This is a genomic window from Bradyrhizobium sp. ISRA464, from assembly GCF_029910095.1.
GTDB lineage: Bacteria > Pseudomonadota > Alphaproteobacteria > Rhizobiales > Xanthobacteraceae > Bradyrhizobium.
Map to the genome: position 1 here is coordinate 3,594,950 of NZ_CP094526.1, position 19,992 is coordinate 3,614,941.

Below are 19,992 nucleotides of genomic sequence, written 5' to 3' on the forward strand. Positions count from 1 at the left end.
ATTTGGCGAGATGTCACTTCCCCTTGCTGGGGGGACGGCAATTATAGGCCCGGCGGAAGCCGGCTGCCTGCGCATCCTCTTCGGAGCAGAACCAGCGATCCGGATTGGTTAAGGCGGGGTAACTGCGGCAGGCCTGCAAATGGTAGATGCCGATGTCGCCGGTGACGCGGGCGCGCACTGCGTATTTGCCCTTGATATTGCAACTTGCCGGCATTGGGGGATCGCTGGGGAAGAGTGCGTCGCGGATCTGCTGCTCGCGGTCGGCCGGGCAGGCGGCGCCGAGCAGCGGGCCGTCCTTCTTGCCGCGGCGAAAATCGTGCGGCGCGACGAAGCAGCCTCGCCAAAGCCCGGCACGACTGTCCTTGGCCGCGCCTTCATCGGGCTGGAAGCGACCGCTGGCCGATGCCTCGACGTTCAGGGCATACCCTCGCTCGACCAGCAACTGGCTCAGGCTGGTCGGGTCGCCCTCGACCTTGCAGACGCCGAGGCGCCGCTTTTTGGCGGTGGGGTCAACGCCGATATCGTCACAATGAATCTGCTTGTCCCCGATCAGCTTGGTGAGCTGGTCGCGCGCCTCGATTCCGCAGCTCCAGACGTCGGCATGCTCGTCGGTGCAGAGCTGGTCGATCGCCGGCGCATCGATGCCGTCGAGCCGGTAGACTGTATTGCCGAGCTGGACAGCGCCGGCGTCCTTGACGATTGCGGTGGCGGCGAGGCTGGGATCGATGGGCAAACATGTCAGGAGCAACGTCGCGACGAGGGAGGCTCGAAACCGCATTTTTCTTCACTTCGGGTATTGGGCGGGGCGACCGACTTCTAGCACAGGCTGGCGCGATCCGACCAAACGCGTTGAGGGTGAACGTGCGTGGGCTCACGGCCGATCTGATCCTTGGCGCCTTTCGAGCTCGCGCCGCCCTGATTCTGATGACCATTCGTTCTGCGGAAAAATATTCCGGCCAGCGGCGTGCTCGCCCAATCGATGGATTGACTTGTTTGGAACAAAATAGGAACATTGCTCCATCAACTGATCCGGACAGCTCCCATGATTTCCGCAAAGCCCCAATCCGACGACGATGACGGGCTGGAGGCGGCTGTCGATCAGGCCATAGCGGCCTGCGGTGGGGACATGCGTTCGACCATCCGTGCGCTGATCGTCGCCAATGAATTCCTGGAGAGCGAAATCTGCGAGCTGATGAAAGCGGTCGCGCAAGCTCATTCGCGCGGCCGCTTCAAGACCTATTCGGGCTGAAATACCCCACTGGCTACCGCCGGAGGCGGGGCAGGGCCGCGATTAGACCGTTGCCTCCCGGGCGTTTTGCTGTACCACGGACTGGTGACGCCCAATTGCCCGTGCCAGATTGCGCGGGGAGGATCCTGCCAAGTCGAACAATCCAAATCGAACAATCCAAGTCGAAGCCCAAGAAGAGCATGTTCAAACGAATTCTGATCGCCAACCGCGGCGAGATCGCCTGCCGGGTCATCAAGACTGCGCGCCGTATGGGGATTGAGACGGTCGCCGTCTATTCCGAGGCGGACCGCGACGCGCTGCATGTCGAGATGGCCGACGAGGCCGTGCTGATCGGCCCGCCGCCCGCGGCCGAGAGTTACCTTTTGATCGACAAGATCGTCGATGCCTGCCGCAAGACCGGCGCCGAGGCCGTGCATCCCGGCTACGGCTTCCTGTCCGAGCGCGAGGCGTTTCCGCGCGCGCTGGAGGCGGCCGGCATCGTGTTCATCGGTCCGAACCCCGGCGCCATCGCCGCGATGGGCGACAAGATCGAATCGAAGAAGGCCGCCGCCAAGGCCAAGGTCTCCACCGTGCCGGGCCATCTCGGCGTCATCGAGGACGACAAGCACGCGGTGCAGATCGCGGAAGAGATCGGCTACCCCGTCATGATCAAGGCCTCCGCCGGCGGCGGCGGCAAGGGCATGCGCATCGCGCATTCGAAGGCCGAAGTCGCGGAAGGCTTCAACCTCGCGAAGGCGGAGGCCAAGTCGTCGTTCGGCGACGACCGCGTCTTCATCGAGAAATTCATCGTCGATCCGCGCCACATCGAAATCCAGGTGCTCGGCGACAAGCATGGCAATGTGATCTATCTCGGCGAGCGCGAATGCTCGATCCAGCGCCGCAACCAGAAGGTCATCGAGGAGGCGCCGTCGCCGCTGCTCGACGAACTGACCCGCCGCAAGATGGGTGAGCAAGCGGTCGCGCTGGCCAAGGCCGTGAACTACGATTCGGCGGGCACCGTGGAATTCGTCGCCGGCCAGGACAAGAGCTTCTACTTCCTGGAGATGAACACGCGCCTGCAGGTCGAGCATCCCGTAACCGAACTGGTCACCGGCATCGATCTCGTCGAGCAGATGATGCGTGTCGCGGCCGGCGAGACGCTTGCGATCGCGCAGAAGGACGTCACGCTGACCGGCTGGGCGGTGGAATCGCGCGTCTATGCCGAGGATCCGTTCCGCAATTTCCTGCCGTCGATCGGGCGCCTGGTGAAATACCGTCCGCCCGCCGAAGCAAGCCATGACGACGTCACGATCCGCAACGACACCGGCGTGCAGGAGGGCGGCGAGATATCGATCCACTACGATCCGATGATCGCCAAGCTCGTCACTCACGCGCCGTCGCGCGCGGCCGCGATCGAGGCACAGGCGACCGCGCTCGATGCGTTCTATGTCGACGGCATCAGGCACAATATTCCGTTCCTGTCGGCCTTGATGAATCACCCGCGCTGGCGCGAGGGGCGGCTCTCGACCGGCTTTATTTCGGAAGAATTCCCGAAGGGATTTTCCGCCCATCCCCCGGAGGGCGAGATCGCACGGCGGCTGGCCGCGGTCGGCGCCGCGATCGACCATGTGCTGGGTGAACGCAAGCGGCAGATTTCCGGCCAGATGGGGGGCCGCGTGGTGCAGCGGGAGCGCCGCCGCGCTGTCTGGCTCGATCACGCCGAGATCGCGCTCGATGTCGCGCGCGAGGCCGATGGAATTGCGGTGCGCTTTATCGGCGCCGACGGGCTCCCGGGCAATCCGCACAACCTCGTCTCGAACTGGGTCCCAGGCGAGCCGGTCTGGCAGGGCACGATCGACGGCAACTTTGTCGCCATGCAGGTGCGTGCGATCAGCAACGGCTTCCGCCTGGCACATCAGGGCTACGAGGTGCCGGTCTATGTCTTCACCGAAACCGAGGCGACGTCCGCGCGGCTGATGCCGGTAACCTCGGCGGCCGACACCGGCAAGAAGCTGCTGTGCCCGATGCCCGGGCTCGTGGTGTCGATCGCAGTGACCGAGGGGCAGGAGGTCAAGGCCGGCGAGACGCTGGCCGTGGTCGAGGCGATGAAGATGCAGAACGTGCTGCGCGCCGAGCGCGACGGCACGGTGAAGAAAATCCACGCCGCCGCTGGGGCCACGTTGGCGGTCGATGCGTTGATCCTGGAGTTTGCATAGCGAGAGTAATCGCAACGTCATTGCGAGCGCAGCGAAGCAATTCATCTCTCGTAAGCAAGAATGGATTGCTTCGTCGCTTCAGCGCAAAATTGCTTTGCAATTTTGTCGCGAGCTCCTCGCAACGACGAGAATGGAGAGGAACACATGGCCTTCCGCAAACGCCGCGAAGCACTGCGGTCGATCCTGTCCGGATCAACCTGCATCCGGCCCGGGTCGGTCTACGACGCGACATCGATCCGGATCGCGGAGGACCTTGGCTTCGAGCTCGGCATGTTCGGCGGCTCGGTGGCGTCGCTTGCCGTGCTTGGCGACCCCGACATCGCGCTGATCACCCTGACCGAGCTTGCCGAGCAGGTACGGCGGATGTCGCGCGCCTCAACTCTGCCATTCCTCGTCGATGCCGACCACGGCTACGGCAATGCGCTCAATGTCCGCCGCACCGTGCAGGAGCTCGAGGCCGCCGGCGCCGCGGGTCTCACCATCGAGGATACGTTGTTGCCGCAGGCGTTCGGCCAGGCCAAGACGCAGTTGATCTCGCTGGAGGAGGGCGTCGGCAAGATCAAGGCCGCGCTCGGTGGCCGCAGCGACCCGTCGCTCGTTGTCCTGGGCCGTACCGGCGCCGTCTCGATCACCAATCTCGACGACGCGATCGCGCGCGCGAAAGCTTATGAGGCGGTTGGCGTCGATGGGCTGTTCTTCACCGGCATCAAGTCGCGCGGTGAGCTAGAGGCGCTCTCGGCTGCAACGAAGCTGCCGATCGTGCTCGGCGGCGCGCCGGAGGAGATGACGGCGCTGGATTATCTTGCCGGCCAGCGCGTCAGGATCGCGCTGCAGGGCCATGCGCCGTTCGCGGCCGCGACCCAGGCCGTCTACGAGACGCTGAAGGCGTTGCGCGAAGGTACTTCGCCGAAAAATCTCAAGGGCATCGCCTCGTCCGAACTCACCGCCCGCGTGATGCGCGAGGCTGAGACCAAGGCGCGCAGCGCCGAATTCCTGGGTCTGAAGACATGAGCGGCGCAATCCGCCACGTCACCATGAGCGGCCGCGTGCAGGGCGTCGGCTATCGCGCCTGGGTCGAGGAGCAAGCAGTCTCGCGCGGCCTCGAAGGCTGGGTTCGCAATCGCCGTGACGGCAGGGTCGAGGCGGTGTTTTCCGGCCCCGAGAATATTGTCGCCGACATGATCGCGGTCTGCGGCCGCGGGCCCATCTCGGCACGGGTCCATGCCGTGCAGGCCGAGACCGGCAATTCCGATCTTCTCAACCTGCGCCGGGCGGGGGAGCGGTTCTCGGTCTTGCCGACGGTATAAGACGCCGCCTTACGCAGCAGCGGAAATCACCAACGCCTGGATCCGGCCGTCGATCGCGCCCGTGCCGAAACGGCGGGCCAGCGCGTCTGCGGCACTCTTCGTCGCGGCCTCGAGGGCAGGTGCGCCGTGGCTCTCGATCTCGCCGCGCATCGGCGTGCCCTGGCAGAAGGCGATGGCCGGATCCTGCGGCGACGCCGCGCGGCTCCGATGCGTGATCGTCTCGATCGCAATGTCCTTGAATTCTGCAGCTGTCAAATCGGCGCGAATGCGCACTGTGTCGTGGTAGCCATGCGGTGTGCGAGCCAGGAATTGCGGAGGGTTGTCCGGGAATATCGTCTGCAGCGCCTGGATCACCACATCCGCAAACTCATTCTCCTCGATCCTGTCCCAGACATTGAAGAGAAATCGTCCGCCGGGCCGGAGCACCCGGCGGGCTTCGGCATAGCCCTTGACCCGGTCGGGAAAGAACATCGCGCCAAACTGACAGGCGACGACATCGAAACTTGCGCCCTCAAACGGCAGCGCCAGCGCGTCGGCCTGTCGCCAGGTGATGTCCGGCCGGTCCGGCATCCGCGATCTCGCGCGCGCAAGCATCGGCTCGTTTAAGTCGGTTACCACGATCCGGGTGTTGCGGCCGAGCTCCGACGACAGCGCGCGCGTTGCCGCGCCGGTCCCCGCGGCCGTCTCGAGCAGGTCGCGCGGCTGGCATGTCCTGACGCGCTGCGCGAGATCGCGCGCGTAAGGTTCGAACAACAACGGCACCAGCAGCCGGTCGTAGAGCTCTGGAATGGAGCCGACGAACTCCTTGTCGGATGCGGGCATGGCGCAATTTCCTTTGCGACCGTGGAGCAGGCTCGGATCGAGAGCCCGGTGTACGGCCTAAAAAATTCTGTCCATTCGGGTCAGCTTGGACGAGGACCCGGTAGCCACAAAGGAAAACTTGTCGCCTGCGACAACTGCGCTCCCCCGGTACGCACATAAGCCAGAAGACCTGACGCATCGCGCGTCTCACCGGCGGGGCCGGCGCGCATGCCAGGCCGGAATTGTGCGGGCCGATCAATGCGCCCGAGGCGATCTTGTGAGTGACGTCACGCCGCGGCGGCAACGCTCCGGAATGTCGCCGCCAACGTCCGCAGCGCCGCCAGCTTGGCGGGATCGCTGACCTTCGAGTGCAGCATCACCTTTGATGCACCGAGGCGCGGCAGTTTGTGCGCCGGTCCAACGTCGACCAGGCCGGCGGGCGCGATACGGCGGGCGAGCGGCGCCACGGCAAGACCCGCGAGCGCTGCGGCCACGACCGCGGTGACGCCGCCGCCGACGAAGCTTTCGGTCCAGTGGACGCCAGCCTTGTCGAGCGCGCGAACGGCGAGGGCACGGACGCCGCAGGGCGGTGCCAATGTGGCCAGCGGCAGCGCATCGCCACGCGGCCATACGAAGCGCTTGGTCGCGAACCAGCCGAACTCGTCTTCGGCCAGTCTCTCGCCGCCGCGCCGGCTGCCTTCCTGGCGCACGATCACCGCATCGAATTCGCCGGCATCGTAGGCGTCGAGCATGTTGCGCGAGAAGCCGATGGTCACGGCGAGCGCAAGCTGCGAGGCCATGGCATGCAGTCGTTCCAGCAGCGGCACCAGCTCGGGGCCGGCGGCGTGATCGCTTATTCCGAGCGTGATCTGCTGCCTCGCCGGCGTCTCGCCCGACAGCGCGCGGTCATGCGCTTCGATCAGCGCGCGGGCGTGAGGCAGGAAGGCCGAACCGTCGGCGGTCAGCCGCACCGCGCGCGGCGAGCGCTCGACCAACCGTTTGCCGAGCACGGCTTCGAGCCGCTGCAATTTCATGCTGATCGCGGCCTGCGTGGTGCCGAGCGCCTCGGCGGCGCGGGTGAAGCCTTGCAGCTCGGCGACGAGGAGGAAGGCTCGCACGGTGTCGATGTCGAGGGTGACCATCAATGATCGTTATCATTGCTATCTATTTCGATAAGATACCAAGATGATGCGGGAAGGTCTAGCTGGAGTGGGCGCGGTTCACTCGCGCCAATGGAATTCAAGGAGACCAACCTATGCCCCTCATGACCGTCAGCTATGCCACCTCTCGCCAGACGCCGACGCTGAAGTCTGACATTGCCGCCGCCGTGTCGGAGCTCACCGCCAAGATCCTGCACAAGGATCCGAAGGTCACCGCGATCATCGTCAAATCGGCGGACGCCGCCGACTGGTTCGCCGGGGGCAAGTCGCTCGCCGAGCAGGGACTCGCGAGCTACTGGCTGGACATCCATGTCACCGAAGGCACCAACACCAAGGACGAGAAGGCGGCCTATCTCGCAGCCCTGTTCAAGCGGATGGGCGAATTGCTCGGCCCGCTCCACAATGAGAGCTACGCCCATGTCGACGAGGTGAAGGGCGACGCCTATGGCTTCGGCGGCCTGACCCAGGAGCGGCGCTACATCGCCGGCAAGCTCGAGGTCGCGCTGCAGAAGGCGGCGTGAGGTTCGTCCCGCTATATCGTCGCTTCCGGCAGCCGCGCCTCGGTGTCGCCGAACACCTCGGCAAAGGCCTGCCGGAGCGCGACGTCGACATCGGCCAGGGTCACGGGCAGCCCGAGGTCGACCAGCGAGGTGACGCCGTAGCGCGGATCGACCACGCCGCACGGCACGATCGCCTGGAAGTGGGAGAGATCGGGCTCGACGTTGATCGCGATGCCGTGGAACGAGACCCAACGGCGCAGCCGGACGCCGATCGCGGCGACCTTGTCCTCGTGTCCAGGCCCCTTGTCCGGGCGGCGGACCCAGACGCCGACCCGGTCCTCGCGGCGCTCGCCGCGGACGTTGAAGGCCGCGAGCGTGCGGATGATCCATTCCTCCAGCGAGGCGACATAGGCGCGCACGTCAGGCCGGCGCCGCTTCAGATCGAGCATCACATAGGCGACCCGCTGGCCGGGGCCGTGATAGGTCACCTGGCCGCCGCGGCCGCTCTGGAAGGTCGGAAACCGCGGGTCGAGCAGGTCGCCGGCCTTGCCGCTGGTCCCGGAGGTGTAGAGCGGGGGGTGCTCCAACAGCCACACCAGCTCCGGCGCGGTCCGCGCGGCAATGGCGGCCACCCGGGCGTCCATGGCGCTGAGAGAATCGGGGTAGGGGACCGGGGCGTCCGAAATCCGCCATTCGACCGCGCCGCCGCCCGAAGGCAGGGCAAAGGTCGTCAAATCAAGGCTTTGGCGGTCGTTAACCATTGGCTAACCCTAACGTGGTCAGGTGGACTCACAATTTAGTTCCAGTTCGGCGGTTCAGAAGTGGCCACCCTCGATAAAGTCAGCGTAGACCTCATGGTGGTCCTCGGCACGACGACCATGCCCATCCACCAGGTGATGCGGCTATCCCGCGGCGCCATCATCGAACTGGATGCCACCGAAGCCGACGAGGTCAAGATCCTCGCCAACAACCTTCCGGTTGCCAGCGGCGTCGTTCTGGTCGACCGCAACCGGATTGCGGTCGAGGTTAAGCAAATGCTGCCGAAATCCCCCGATGTTCGGTAGTTAATTCGTTCACGAACTGCCTTGTCCCTGCATCCGTGATTTGTTACATGGCGCCGTCGATCCGGCGGCGCCCTAGGGGTTCCATCCGGCATCCCAAAGCGCTCGTGGCGGAATTGGTAGACGCGCTGCCTTGAGGTGGCAGTGGGTAACACCGTGGGGGTTCGAGTCCCTCCGAGCGCACCACCTCTACATTTGGCGTTGAAATCTCAGGGTTTTTCCGCCGGTTACTCTCAAAAGTTACTATTCTGTTCTCGTCTTCCGGCATCGTCAGATCGACGATGTTCTGCATTTGATCGTAGGCGATCAGCTTGCTCATGCCGTCGAATCCAAGCCGCTCGCGGTCGGCCTTCGCGATGAGATCGATGGCATCTTCTCGTCCTTCCAACTGAACATCGCCATCATGTGCGGGATCGTTGCGCCCGCATAGGCCACGTCCTCGGCACGCCTTCCGCACGCCATGGCAGTTCATCTTGGGCTCGTTGATCCCGGCAAGGCGAGCGTACTTCTTGAATTTCACCGCCCAGGCCTTCTTGGCCATCGGCAGCACCTCGCCCTTGACCAGCTTGACGGTGAACACCTCGCCAGTCCCCAAGATGCCGGCATCGCGGGCTGCGGCGAGCGACTTGGCAATCAGGGTGGATCGGAATCGAAACCTTCGTCGAGCCCTTGCTCTTCTCGGTCTCGATCTCGATCGCCATCTGCTTCAGGATTCGTTTCAGATGCGACGGCCCGAAGCGGTGCGCATCGCCTAGGCGCAGGAAGGTGTAGTGCAGGATGTCAAACATCAGCCGCGCCTCGGTGCCGAGCGGCCAGCGTGCGCGGTACTTCGCCATGTGCTCCTCGCTCCATGGCACCCAGCCGCCGCTCTCGCGCGAGGCTTTCGCCTTACCGCTCTTGAGCCCGATGGTCGGATCGTCCTCTGGGTCGAGGCGCTCCTCCTCGATTATCCAGCGGATCATGTGGCGCAGCGCCGACAACAGGTTGCCGGCCTGAACCGGCGTCCGCGCCCTCAGTTCCTCGCGCACCTTGCGGGTCAGCGCCGCAAATGGTCACTCGCCATTGTCTTCGATCAGCGACTCGATCAGTCCGGTGCGCGCGTCTCGCGTGCTGTCGGCCAAGCCATCCTCGCCGATCGCGGGATTGCCAAGCCAGCGGTCGCTTTGTCTGTAGAGCGTCCAGTCATCGCGTTCGGCTGCTGGATCGATGTTGTCTACGGTCAAGGCCTGTAGAGAACGGCTTACCCTCTCTATCCGAACAGGCGACCAGAAGGCGATCATACGACCTTCCACATGGGCTTTGCACTCTTGGCCGATAACAATTGAACTCGCGATCGCAAGGATTTTGGCCCAGGCCACGACAGAGCCCGACATCATGTTCAATGACACTGAGCGCCCTAACCATCTGCTCGTCGAGGTGGCAAACGTCAACGAGTGGCGATCACGCACCCGCTGTGGCAAACAGGCTTTGCGACGTTGTCCATCATGAACGCTACAAATAGCGCTCATCCAAGCCATGAATGGGGAACTCGATGCTCGAGCTTGGCTCTGGCCCACATGCTTGCAAAGAGGGGAGCCCGAAGCCAGGGCCAAGCAATTGACGGCAGCGAAGCAACGCATCGAATCCGGCCAATGCGTCCAGAGCGGTCCGAAGCAGCATCGGTAATTCACCAGGCTGTCTCATGATCGCGCGGAACAGTGCGGCGAGATCGATCGTCCCGTTTGCACGCACCGTAGCCAAGGCGGCAGCAGGGATCCGGCGGGTGGCCGGATCCATGATGACGCGGACGGCGGCCATCGGGAGATAGCGCGCTGCAGCGATGCTCGCCACCACATGAGATTCATTATCGACAGCCAGCGCGCCTGTACTGATATGCAGCGATCGCTTTGCCTCCGGATGCGCCGCGATAGTTGTAACGCCAGCAATAGGGCCGTGAACTGCTTCGGGGATAAGTCGAAGCAAGGCTTGCGACCAGTTTCGGTCAGTCGTGAGTTCGACGGTCTCTGCGATAATCCTGGATGCTACAATGCATGTTCCTGCGGCGAGGCTGGGCGAAAGGCCGCCTGCGACGCCAAAGCTAATCAGCCCGCAGCAATCCCCGGATATTGCAGACGCGAGAGAGCTTGCCAGGGTGCTGCCATCGCCGCTACAAATGGCGTGCGTATGGAAGTCCGTAGCAAGCCTCGCCTCAAACGCGAGTCCCGTCACTCCAATTACCGCTGCCAAGTGTCCACTCCTTGAAATGGCACGCTGACCAGCGCTCATGATGGATCGCGGGGTGCTCCCGCGCGCCGCAAGGTATGCGTAAGGCAAGCCCGGATCACTGGCGCCAAGACACTCCAGCACTGCCGCTCCAACATTAAATCGCAAATTACGAATGAGTTAGTTTCTAACGGATAAGTCAGCTTTGGGGGTTGCAGCATCGTGATAAGCTGCGGCCTTGCGGGCGCAGATCATGGCGAACGTAAGACCGTGTCGGAAGCAAGGACAGCGCACTCGACAAGCCGAGTCGTCGACGTATCGGGATACGAGCCGAAGCAATTTGCATGGTGTCTCGAAGTCATCGCACGCAACGATTTGCAGCATTGTCCGCGCTGGCAGGTCGCGTTCGCGAACGAGCGAAAGGATCATCGATATTACGAACTGGTCGAGGATACGCTTCATCCTGAGTTCGACTACCGGTATTTCGCTATAAAGGACGAGGTTGGCCGCGTTTGTGCCGTACAGCCCTTTTTCCTGCTGGACCTGGATTTGTTGGTCGGAGCGAGCCCGCGCTTTGGCCTGCTAATCGACGCCATCCGCGACCTATGGCCGCGCCTGATGCGAGCGCGCACGCTGATGGTGGGGTGCGTAGCTGGTGAAGGCCATCTTGATGGCGACGAGGCTCGCCATCGCACCCGCGCGGAGCTCCTGGCTTCAACGATCACAGGACATGCGCGTAGCCTCGGAGCAGGTCTGGTCGTGTTCAAGGAGTTTCCGGCGCGGTATCGATCGGTTCTCGAATGTCTGGTTGACCACGGATTCACCCGCATCCCCAGCATGCCTATGACCAGGCTTTGCATCGATTACGCAAGCTTCGACGATTACATGAGGAGCGCGCTCAACAGCGCGACGCGCAAGAAGCTACGCAAGAAGTTTGAGGCGGCGGCGCGGGCCGCCCCGCTCGAAATGAGCGTCGTCAACGACGTGACTCCGGTGATCGCGCAGATTTATCCACTGTATCTCCAGGTTTATGCGCGTTCGAAGCTGCACTTCGAAAGGCTCACGGAGCAATATTTCTGCGACCTTGGGCGGTGGATGGGGGACAAGGTCCGATTCTTCCTCTGGCGCCAGAGCGAGCGGATCGTCGCATTTGCAACGTGCATAGTGCATGGTGACGCGATCTATGCGGAGTACATAGGGCTCGACTACGATGTCGCGCTCGATCTACACCTCTATCACTATGTGTTTCGCGACTTGGTCATCTGGGCGATTGCCAACGGGTACAAATGCTTTCGGAGCGGCGGGCTGAACTATGATCCAAAACTGCACCTCAGGCACTTACTCGATCCGATCGACCTATATGTTCGGCACACGTCCGAACCGATCAACGCGCTGTTGAGGCACGTTTTGCCGGTGATCGAGCCAACCCGATACGACGGGACACTTGCGAAGTTTCGCAACTATGAGGAGCTTTGGGTGACGGATCGAGTCGCCTGATGGGGGCAACCGACAGCGCAGCAAAATTGCACCCTCACGTCTTCCGGCCAGGCCGATGGTGTTTGCCTCGAGCGCCGAAGACAACCTGCGAAGGGTAAGGCGCGGCCGAGTGCCGGGGCGTGCTGCCAATGACGCCCGCGGCCCCGACGGACGTCCGGATAGGGTTGGCGGCGAAATTACCTGGAAAGAATCCGTTGGTCGGGAAGTCGCGATTGTCGTCGCGGTTGTCGTAGTACCAACTACTGGTGTCGCCGTAGCGTATAGGATGAAGTCGGATATCCCTCAGATCGCCCGCGAAGGCGGGCGCGAGAGCGATCGTCGCGAGTATTGCGGCTGCCACTAGCATCTTCGACTTGAACATGCCCGTTTCCTTTGCATCACGGACGAATAGTGCCCCAATCGCCTTTCCACCCCGCGAGTTTTCCCTTCCGGAACTGCAGATAAAGCCCATCGCTGCGGCTGGACAATGCGCTGCCCTTGACGTTGGAGAGCACAAGATAGAGTTCGTTGCCGGGCCGGCCCCGGATGTAGATCAAAGGCACGCCGAGCGCTTCCGCAGTTTCGTCGGCGTTCATCCCAAGTCGAAGCGAAATCATGTTCGACGGCACTGCAATTTCTGGCTGCTGTGCCGTTGCAGGAACCGCTGTGGGCGCGAAGGCCAGCAATGCCATCACGTGCAACGTGCGCTTTCTCATGAAACCTCCTGTGGGCCACTCGCATCAAGGCTATCGAAGCCAGCGCTGCCAGACGATTCCGACTCATTGCAGCGACGCCAGCGTTCCGCTTGGCGTCCATCCACCGCCGAGCGCCTGGAAGAGGCTGCTCGCGGCCGACAGCTTCGAGAGCCGAACCTGCACCAATGTGTTTTCGGCGCTAAAAAGCGTCTGCTCGGCCTGTAGCACGGTAATGAGGTTGGCCGTTCCTCCACGCAGCTGCGACTCGGCGACTTCGAATGCCTTCCGCGAACTCGCGACAACTTGTCCCTGCAGTCGCTCCTGAAGCGTGAACTTCTGCAACGCGATGAGGGCCTTCTCGACATCGGAAAAGGCCGACAGAACGGCTTTGCGATAGGCTTGGAGATTCTCCAGCTGCACGCCCTTCGCTTGCTTCAACTGGCTCTCTAGCAAGAACCCGTCAAAGATTGGCTGAGTAAGGTTGGCCGTCAGGGTGTAGAACCAAGCACCGGGTGTGAACAGCGACGCCAGCGCGGTGCTCCGGAACCCGGTCGTGCCTGTTAACTGGATCTGCGGAAAGAACGCCGCACGAGCTTCCTCGACGCTGAAGTTGGACGCGGCAAGCCGCGCCTCGGCCTGGCGGATGTCCGGCCTCTGATAGAGCAATTCGGATGGCAACCCCGGTGTAACTCGCGGCACTTTAATGCGGCTAGTCGAGCCGCCATGCACCGAAAGATTTGCCGGCGCGCGTCCAACCAGAACCGCGAGTGCGGCCTCGTTCTGTCCTAGCGTGACCTCAAGTGGGGGGATTGCGGCGCGCTGGGTGGCAACCAGCGCCTCCTGTTGCGAAAGATCAAGCTGGGATGCCGTTCCGCTAGCGAACCGGTCCTTGATCACGGAAAGAATTCGTTCGGCCGCAGCCAAATTTTGGCGCGTCACGCGAAGCTGGTCCTGGGCGGCCAAAATCTGGAAATACGTATTGGCGACGGTCACGATCGCCGTCAGCGTGACGACTTCGCGGTTGTACCTTGAGGCGGTCGCATTTTCCTCCGCAGCATAGAGCGCAGCGCGGTTCTTGCCCCAGAAGTCGAGCATGTAGCTCGCGGTGAGACTTGTGCTGAACAGCGAGAAAGTCAAGCCGCTACCTGCGCTGCCAGCGGCTTCAACACCGCTAGCTGGGTCACCAGTGGCACCGATGCCGCCGCCGAGGCTGCGGGCGATGCTGCTTATCGGGCCGAAATGCGCGCGCTCGGCGCTTGCCGCCCCAGTCAGCGACGGCAGCAACGGCGCGCCCGCCATTCCCACCTGGGCATCGGCCTGCACGATCTGAGCGACCGCCACCGCTATATCGAGGTTATTGAGCTGGGCTGCGCCCATCAGCGAGGTGAGTTCGCTGGATCCAAAGCCGCGCCACCAGTCGACAGCCGGGACGGCGGCGTCGGCGTCGCCCTTGGGTGCTGCGCGATAGGTTGCGGACATATCGAGATTCAGCTCGGGCCGTTCCGATCCCAGAATGCAGCCCGACAAGCCGGGGGTAAGGGCGAGTGCAAGCAGCGTGGAGGCCCCGCGAAGCCTGCCGCATCCGCGCATCGCGTGAACAGCTCTACGAACCCTCTGCGTCGGTTGCCTTCTCAGCCGGAAAGCGGACTGGATACCGCCGTTTGAGCCGATTATCCGCATTTCGTTCTCCGACCACGATGAATGCATCAAGGACATTCGAGAAAGTAGCGTTCCGTTTTTGCAATACGGCCCGACGCGAGCAGCTCGCACATCGGGCGGTTAGGCCGCCGATCGAAGTGTAGGATCGATAGTCTGATCGCCTTTGGCTTCTCGACGTGCCCTACCGGACTGTCTACATTTATTACCATAGGGATGGAAGGAGGCGCAGTTGATCGAGTCGCCGGCGATGGCCACCGGCTTACAGCTCTATTGCAAGGAGAATATTTCAGTTGACTTTGCTTGCAATTGACCAGGACCTGCGCTGGTGCATTGCGGTAAAGCTATCCCCTTAGCTTTGATCGGCCGATCGCGGACCGATCACGCATCGTCTCTCCGAATGCGTCGATGATGCCGAACCGAAGCTGTGTTTCGGCCAAGCAGTGCTGAGGTTCACACTGGCACCGGCTGGATCGATCGAGGCGCCTCGGTCTCTACGAATCACCCTACTGCTGTGTTCGGAGCGCCTGTGTATCCGTAAATTCGGATAAGCATGCACAGCTAAACGGTACTCTCCGGCTCCGATTGGTCGGAGCCGTTCAACTCATTTGATAACGTAAGCGGCTACAGCACGGTTACTGTATCAGCGCAAACCGGGCGGGATACATCCTCGAGTCCCGACACGGCAGTGCCAACCGACCTTTCGACCGTGGCTCCAGCCGGGCGGCCTGAACGCAGGACCACGCATGGGTGCTCTCGCCATCATGGGTCCTCGCGTGGCTGCCGGATGCATTCGGCTAGTAGCGGTGAAGCCAGTGTGCGCACCGTGTCCAGCACCCATCATGCCAAAGCGCTGCGCGTCGGCATGGCCGGCGACCGCGACGCACAATCCTGCGGCGGTGGTCACAGCGAGCAAATTTTTCCACATAGGGCGTCTCCTTTTCCGCGCACCCCTCTGACAGGCGAACGAAAGATATGACGACACGTTCCAATAGATGTCGGAGATGACGAATTACTCGAACCACTAATGGGTTAGTTTCTGACACATAAGTCAGGGTTGCGCATCCAAGAGCACTTGCTCGCGCAGCACAAGGCGCCATTCAAGAGGGCTGGGCGATGGCTCGGAAGGACCTCAGCCAGTGGTTCCGGCGTCCTCGCAACGAGGCGCTGGTTTATGAGTTAATACAGGCTGCGGGGGGCTCGGAGTGAATGACAGTTGCGAACCTTCCTTGGCCGCCTTCTCGCGATGGTGATCGTTGGCGCGCTCGTCGTCGGCATAGCTGTCGTGATCATTGCGCCCGAACAGCCGCAGCAGACGGGCGGCGGTGGGGGAAGTGGCGGCGGTGGCGGCGGTGGGGGAGGTGGCGGGGGCGGGGGTGGCGCGGGAGGCATGGGGCGTCGACTTGTTGCTCCTCAGGGCGCGGTACCCGTTCTGGTCGCGGAGCCCGCCATCGCCGACGTCCCGGTCTACCTCGATGGGGTTGGCACCACGCGTGCACTCAACCTGGTGACCGTGCGCAGCCAGGTCGATGGCAAGCTGATCAGCGTCAATTTCCGCGAGGGCGACGACGTTAAGCGTGGCGATGTCCTGGCGCGCATCGATCCCACCACCTACCAGGCGCAGCTTGATCAGGCAGTTGCCAAGAAGGCGGTCGACGAGGCGCAGCTCACAAATGCCAGGCTCGATCTCGAGCGCTACACCAATCTGGTCAAAACGAACGCGGTGACGCACCAGCAAGTCGATACCCAGCGTGCCCTGGTCGCGCAGTTCGAAGCCCAGGTGCGCCTTGATCAAGGCGCGATCGACAATGCGCGCGCCCTCCTTGATTATTGCACCATCACCGCGCCGATCGCCGGGCGGGTCGGAATAAGGCTGGTCGACCAGGGCAATATTGTGCACGCGTCGGATCCGGCCGGCATCGTCGTCATCACGCAGATCCAGCCGATCGCCGTTCTGTTCATCCTGCCACAGCAGGTGTTGCCGCAGATCAACAAGGCGTTTGCTGCAGGGCCTTTGTCAGTCGAGGCTACCGAATCCGACAAAAAAAAGGTGCTCGATCGCGGCAAGCTACGGGTCATCAACAATCAGGTCGATCAGACGACCGGAACCGTGCAGCTGAAAGCCGAGTTCCCCAACGGGGACCTTCAGTTATGGCCGGGTCAATTCGTGAATGTTCGGCTGCTGATCGACACCTTGCGGCAGGCCCTGGTGGTCCCGACGCCCGCGGTGCAGCATGGTCCGAACGGCACCTTCGTTTATCAGCTCAAGCCGGACCACACAGTCACGGTGCGTCCGGTCGTGGTCAAGCAGCAGGACGAGAATCAGGCTGTAATCGCCAGCGGGCTTGAGCTGTCCGACCGCGTGGTGACAACCGGCTTCGCGCAGCTTGCGGAAGGCCGTCGGGTCTCGGTCCAAGGCGAAGGCCGCGAGCCGTCGGGGACAGCCTCATCCCAAAGGGGGCAGGGTCAGGGCGGCGGACGAGGCGAGCACAGACGTCGGGGCGATGGGAAGTCTGAAGCGACGCAGGGCAGAGCCCAATGAGTATCCTAAGTGTCTCGGAACCCTTCATCCGCCGCCCGATCGCGACCTTGCTCCTCGGCGCCGCAGTGTTGCTCGGCGGCGTGCTCGGCCGTTGGCAGCTACCTGTCTCCGCGCTGCCGCAGGTCGACTTTCCCACTATTCAGGTCACAACGAAGCTTCCCGGCGCCAATCCTGATACCACGGCGTCATTGGTAACCGCGCCGCTGGAACGGCAGCTCGGACAGATCCCCGCGCTCACCGGGATGACCTCGTCGAGTTCCTATGGCCTCAGTCAGATCACCTTGCAGTTCGAGCTCAGCCGCGACATCGATGCCGCCGCTCAGGATGTACAATCCGCGATCAATGCCGCGGGATCGACGCTGCCGCGCAACCTGCCCTATCCGCCGACCTACTCCAAGGTGAATCCGGCCGACGTTCCGATCATCACCCTCGCGCTGACCTCGGATACGATCTCCCTGCGGCAATTGAGTGACATCGCCGACACGCTCCTGGCGCAGCGGTTGAGCGAAGTCACCGGGGTCGGCCGTGTTTCGGTCGAAGGCGGCATTCGGCCTGCGGTGCGCATCCAGGCGGATCTGGCGCGGCTTGCCGCTTACGGCATCGGCCTCGAGGACCTGCGGTTTGCAATCAGCAACGCCAACGTCGCGGGGCCGAAGGGCTCCTTCGACGGCGCCCACCAGTCCTATACCATTGCAGCGAACGATCAGATTGCCGTCGCCGACGCCTACCGCTCCGTTGTGGTGACCTATCGCAACGGCGCGCCAGTACTGCTGACCGATGTCGCAAACGTGCTCGACGGCCTGGAGGACACCAAGGTGGGCGGCTGGTACGACGGCACGCCCGCGGTCATCGTCGACGTGCAGCGCCAGCCCGGCGCCAACGTGATCGAGACCGTCCAGCGCGTGCAGGCCGAGTTGCCGAAGCTGCAGCGCGCGATGCCGGCCGGCGCCGTTCTCAAGGTGGTGAGCGACCGCACCACCACGATCCGCGCCTCGATACGCGACGTGCAGTTCACCCTCGTGATCGCCGTGGCGCTCGTCGTGCTCGTGGTGCTCATCTTTCTGCGCACGATCCGCGCAACCTTCGTCGCGGGGGTCGCTCTGCCGCTGTCGCTGATCGCCACGTTCGGCGTCATGTGGTTCTGCGGCTTCAGCCTGGACAATCTTTCGCTGATGGCACTCACGATCGGCACGGGCTTTGTCATCGACGATGCCATCGTCATGATCGAGAACCTGGTGCGCCATATGGAGAAGGGCGAGACACCGCTCCACGCTGCCCTGAACGGCGCGCGCGAGATTGGTTTCACCGTGATTTCGCTGACGTTGTCGCTGGTTGCGGTGTTCATTCCGCTGCTGTTCATGACCGGGCTCGTCGGCCGCATGTTCCGCGAATTTGCCCTGACCTTGACCATTGCGGTGGTCATCTCTGCCATCATCTCCCTGACACTGACCCCGATGATGTGCAGCCGCCTGCTGCGACGTGCGCAGGACGGGCCGGAGCGGCCACTCACGCGAGGCTTTAACCGCGCGATCGCGTGGAGCGTCGAAGTGTATCGGACGACGCTCGAATGGGTGCTGCGCCATCAGGGGCTGACGCTGGTGACGACGCTATTTACGCTGGCGGTGACGATCTTTCTTTATGTCATCGTGCCGAAGGGATTTTTGCCGCTGCAGGACACCGGCCTGATCACGGCTGTCACCGAGGCTGGCTCCGACGTATCGTTTGCCGAGATGCGGCGGTTGCAGGGGGACGTCGTCGCCGCGATCCGCCGGGATCCCGACGTGACGGGCGTTGTATCGGTAATTGGTGTCAGCACGCTCAATCCGACGCCGAACGCTGGCCACCTCGCCATCACACTCAAAACCCGTGACGAGCGTCGTGCCACCGCGGTCGCGGATATCGTCGATCGTCTGAAGAGTGCGGTCGCGTCGATTCCCGGCATGGTCGTGTATTTCCAGCCGGTCCAGGACATCCAGATCAGTACGCGCACGAGCAGAGCCCAATATCAATACACGCTCTCCGGCACCGACGCGCAGGCGGTGTCGGACTGGTCTGTCAAGCTTGCCGATCGGCTGCGCGCAGAGCCGGCGCTGCGCGGGGTAGCCTCCGAGGCGCAGGAAGGCGGCTTGCGCACTTTCATCGACGTGGATCGGGAACAGGCTGGGCGGCTCGGTATCTCGATGCAGGTGATCAACGACACACTTAGCGACGCCTTCGCGCAGCGGCAGATCTCGACAATCTATGGGCAATCCAACCAGTACCGGGTGATCCTGGAAGCGATGCCACAGTACCAGCAGGATCCGAGTTCGCTCTCGAAGCTGTTCGTGTCCTCCGCAAACGGAGCGCAGGTTCCGATCGCTGCCTTCACAGGCATACAGCGCACCGTCGCGCCGCTCACCATCAGCCATCAGGCGCAATTCCCGGCGGTCACGATCAGCTTCGATCTGGCGCCTGATGCCTCGCTCAGTGGCGCGGTCGCTGCGATCGCCCGCGCCGAACGCGACATCCGCATGCCGGGCACGATCATCGGCGCCTATTCGGGCGCTGCCGCCGAGTTCAGCCACTCCCTCGCCGGCGAGCCTTGGCTGATTCTCGCCGCCGCAGTGACGATCTACATCGTGCTTGGTGTCCTCTATGAGAGCTTCATCCATCCCCTCACAATTCTCTCGACCCTGCCATCCGCCGGCGTCGGAGCTTTGCTTGCGCTCATGCTCACCCGCCAGGACCTCTCGGTCGTGGCGCTGATCGGCATCATTCTGCTGATGGGCATCGTGAAGAAGAACGCGATTATCATGATCGATTTTGCGCTGGAGGCGCAACGCAAGGACAGGCTCTCCCCGCGGGATGCCATCGTCAAGGCTTCGATGCTGCGCTTCCGGCCGATCATGATGACAACGCTCGCCGCGCTGTTCGGCGCACTGCCGCTGGCGCTCGAGAACGGTACCGGCTCCGAGCTGCGCTTCCCGCTCGGCGTCACCATCATCGGCGGCTTGCTGCTGAGCCAGTTGCTCACGCTCTACACCACACCGGTGATCTACCTTTATATGGAGCGGATACGCGCGCGGGTCGTGCGAATGCTCGCGCCGAGTCGGGTATCGAAAGCTTCCAAGTCGGAGCTCATCCAGCGCGCCAGCGAGTGACGAATGTT

At 62.9% G+C, this 19,992-nt stretch carries 19 protein-coding genes and 1 tRNA gene; 10 read left to right on the forward strand and 10 right to left on the reverse strand.

What is annotated here, in order from left to right:
• Positions 1-13: 13 nt before the first annotated feature.
• Positions 14-778 (reverse strand): thermonuclease family protein, encoded by a 765-nt coding sequence (locus MTX19_RS16815; RefSeq protein ID WP_280984484.1) that lies wholly within the window; start codon positions 776-778, stop codon positions 14-16.
• A 264-nt stretch (positions 779-1,042) separates the two neighbouring features.
• Between MTX19_RS16815 and MTX19_RS16820 the strand changes: the two genes are divergently transcribed.
• The 4 genes from MTX19_RS16820 (at position 1,043) to MTX19_RS16835 (ending at position 4,751) form a co-directional block, all read left to right on the forward strand.
• A complete protein-coding gene (locus MTX19_RS16820) occupies positions 1,043-1,249 on the forward strand; it encodes a hypothetical protein (RefSeq protein WP_280984485.1) in 207 nt (68 codons plus the stop codon).
• A 179-nt stretch (positions 1,250-1,428) separates the two neighbouring features.
• The gene (locus tag MTX19_RS16825) at positions 1,429-3,444 is read left to right on the forward strand and encodes an acetyl/propionyl/methylcrotonyl-CoA carboxylase subunit alpha (RefSeq protein WP_280984486.1); all 2,016 of its coding nucleotides are present in this window, start codon (positions 1,429-1,431) and stop codon (positions 3,442-3,444) included.
• A gap of 144 nt (positions 3,445-3,588) precedes the next feature.
• Complete coding sequence (locus tag MTX19_RS16830; RefSeq protein WP_280984487.1) at positions 3,589-4,455, forward strand: isocitrate lyase/PEP mutase family protein; 867 nt, start codon at positions 3,589-3,591, stop codon at positions 4,453-4,455.
• The gene (locus tag MTX19_RS16835; RefSeq protein WP_280984488.1) at positions 4,452-4,751 is read left to right on the forward strand and encodes an acylphosphatase; all 300 of its coding nucleotides are present in this window, start codon (positions 4,452-4,454) and stop codon (positions 4,749-4,751) included. Before MTX19_RS16830 ends, MTX19_RS16835 begins: the two co-directional genes overlap by 4 nt.
• A 9-nt stretch (positions 4,752-4,760) precedes the next feature.
• Here the strand turns inward: MTX19_RS16835 and MTX19_RS16840 are convergent, their stop codons facing one another.
• Positions 4,761-5,573 carry a class I SAM-dependent methyltransferase gene (locus MTX19_RS16840; protein ID WP_280984489.1) on the reverse strand — a complete coding sequence of 271 codons (813 nt, stop codon included), beginning with the start codon at positions 5,571-5,573 and terminating at the stop codon, positions 4,761-4,763.
• Between the two features lie 266 nt (positions 5,574-5,839).
• Positions 5,840-6,697 (reverse strand): LysR family transcriptional regulator, encoded by an 858-nt coding sequence (locus MTX19_RS16845; protein WP_280984490.1) that lies wholly within the window; start codon positions 6,695-6,697, stop codon positions 5,840-5,842.
• A gap of 110 nt (positions 6,698-6,807) precedes the next feature.
• Between MTX19_RS16845 and MTX19_RS16850 the strand changes: the two genes are divergently transcribed.
• Positions 6,808-7,233, forward strand: coding sequence for a 4-oxalocrotonate tautomerase family protein (locus MTX19_RS16850; RefSeq protein WP_280984491.1), 426 nt, complete (start codon positions 6,808-6,810; stop codon positions 7,231-7,233).
• An 11-nt stretch (positions 7,234-7,244) separates the two neighbouring features.
• Here the strand turns inward: MTX19_RS16850 and lipB are convergent, their stop codons facing one another.
• Positions 7,245-7,973: a lipoyl(octanoyl) transferase LipB gene (lipB, locus tag MTX19_RS16855; protein WP_280984492.1), complete on the reverse strand. Its 729-nt coding sequence runs from the start codon at positions 7,971-7,973 to the stop codon at positions 7,245-7,247.
• 60 nt (positions 7,974-8,033) lie between these two features.
• Here lipB and MTX19_RS16860 point away from each other — a divergent pair, with 60 nt between their 5' ends.
• Together MTX19_RS16860 and MTX19_RS16865 are read left to right on the forward strand one after the other, a co-directional pair.
• Complete coding sequence (locus tag MTX19_RS16860; RefSeq protein ID WP_066505938.1) at positions 8,034-8,276, forward strand: FliM/FliN family flagellar motor switch protein; 243 nt, start codon at positions 8,034-8,036, stop codon at positions 8,274-8,276.
• A gap of 98 nt (positions 8,277-8,374) precedes the next feature.
• Positions 8,375-8,459: transfer RNA gene (locus tag MTX19_RS16865), tRNA-Leu, on the forward strand.
• 215 nt (positions 8,460-8,674) lie between these two features.
• On the opposite strand, the gene MTX19_RS16870 is transcribed toward MTX19_RS16865, so the two are convergent.
• The 3 genes from MTX19_RS16870 to MTX19_RS16880 all read right to left on the reverse strand — a co-directional run bounded on the left by MTX19_RS16870 (position 8,675) and on the right by MTX19_RS16880 (position 10,499).
• Entirely contained in the window at positions 8,675-9,301 is a 627-nt protein-coding gene (locus MTX19_RS16870; RefSeq protein WP_280984493.1) for a hypothetical protein, read from the reverse strand.
• 24 nt (positions 9,302-9,325) lie between these two features.
• A complete protein-coding gene (locus MTX19_RS16875; protein WP_280984494.1) occupies positions 9,326-9,655 on the reverse strand; it encodes a hypothetical protein in 330 nt (109 codons plus the stop codon).
• A gap of 109 nt (positions 9,656-9,764) precedes the next feature.
• Complete coding sequence (locus MTX19_RS16880; RefSeq protein WP_280984495.1) at positions 9,765-10,499, reverse strand: adenosylhopane nucleosidase; 735 nt, start codon at positions 10,497-10,499, stop codon at positions 9,765-9,767.
• 246 nt (positions 10,500-10,745) lie between these two features.
• On the opposite strand from MTX19_RS16880, the gene MTX19_RS16885 reads away from it, so the two are divergent.
• Positions 10,746-11,972, forward strand: coding sequence for a GNAT family N-acetyltransferase (locus MTX19_RS16885; protein WP_280984496.1), 1,227 nt, complete (start codon positions 10,746-10,748; stop codon positions 11,970-11,972).
• 34 nt (positions 11,973-12,006) lie between these two features.
• Here MTX19_RS16885 and MTX19_RS16890 read toward each other — a convergent pair whose 3' ends face one another.
• From MTX19_RS16890 to MTX19_RS16900, 3 genes are all read right to left on the reverse strand, one after another.
• Positions 12,007-12,333 carry a BA14K family protein gene (locus MTX19_RS16890; RefSeq protein WP_280984497.1) on the reverse strand — a complete coding sequence of 109 codons (327 nt, stop codon included), beginning with the start codon at positions 12,331-12,333 and terminating at the stop codon, positions 12,007-12,009.
• A gap of 16 nt (positions 12,334-12,349) precedes the next feature.
• Complete coding sequence (locus tag MTX19_RS16895; protein ID WP_280984498.1) at positions 12,350-12,667, reverse strand: hypothetical protein; 318 nt, start codon at positions 12,665-12,667, stop codon at positions 12,350-12,352.
• 63 nt (positions 12,668-12,730) lie between these two features.
• On the reverse strand, positions 12,731-14,236 hold the full coding sequence (locus MTX19_RS16900; protein WP_280984816.1) for an efflux transporter outer membrane subunit: 1,506 nt from the start codon (positions 14,234-14,236) through the stop codon (positions 12,731-12,733).
• 1,282 nt (positions 14,237-15,518) lie between these two features.
• Between MTX19_RS16900 and MTX19_RS16905 the strand changes: the two genes are divergently transcribed.
• A complete protein-coding gene (locus tag MTX19_RS16905) occupies positions 15,519-16,844 on the forward strand; it encodes an efflux RND transporter periplasmic adaptor subunit (protein WP_280986065.1) in 1,326 nt (441 codons plus the stop codon).
• Positions 16,841-19,984: an efflux RND transporter permease subunit gene (locus tag MTX19_RS16910; protein ID WP_280984499.1), complete on the forward strand. Its 3,144-nt coding sequence runs from the start codon at positions 16,841-16,843 to the stop codon at positions 19,982-19,984. Before MTX19_RS16905 ends, MTX19_RS16910 begins: the two co-directional genes overlap by 4 nt.
• Positions 19,985-19,992: the final 8 nt, after the last annotated feature.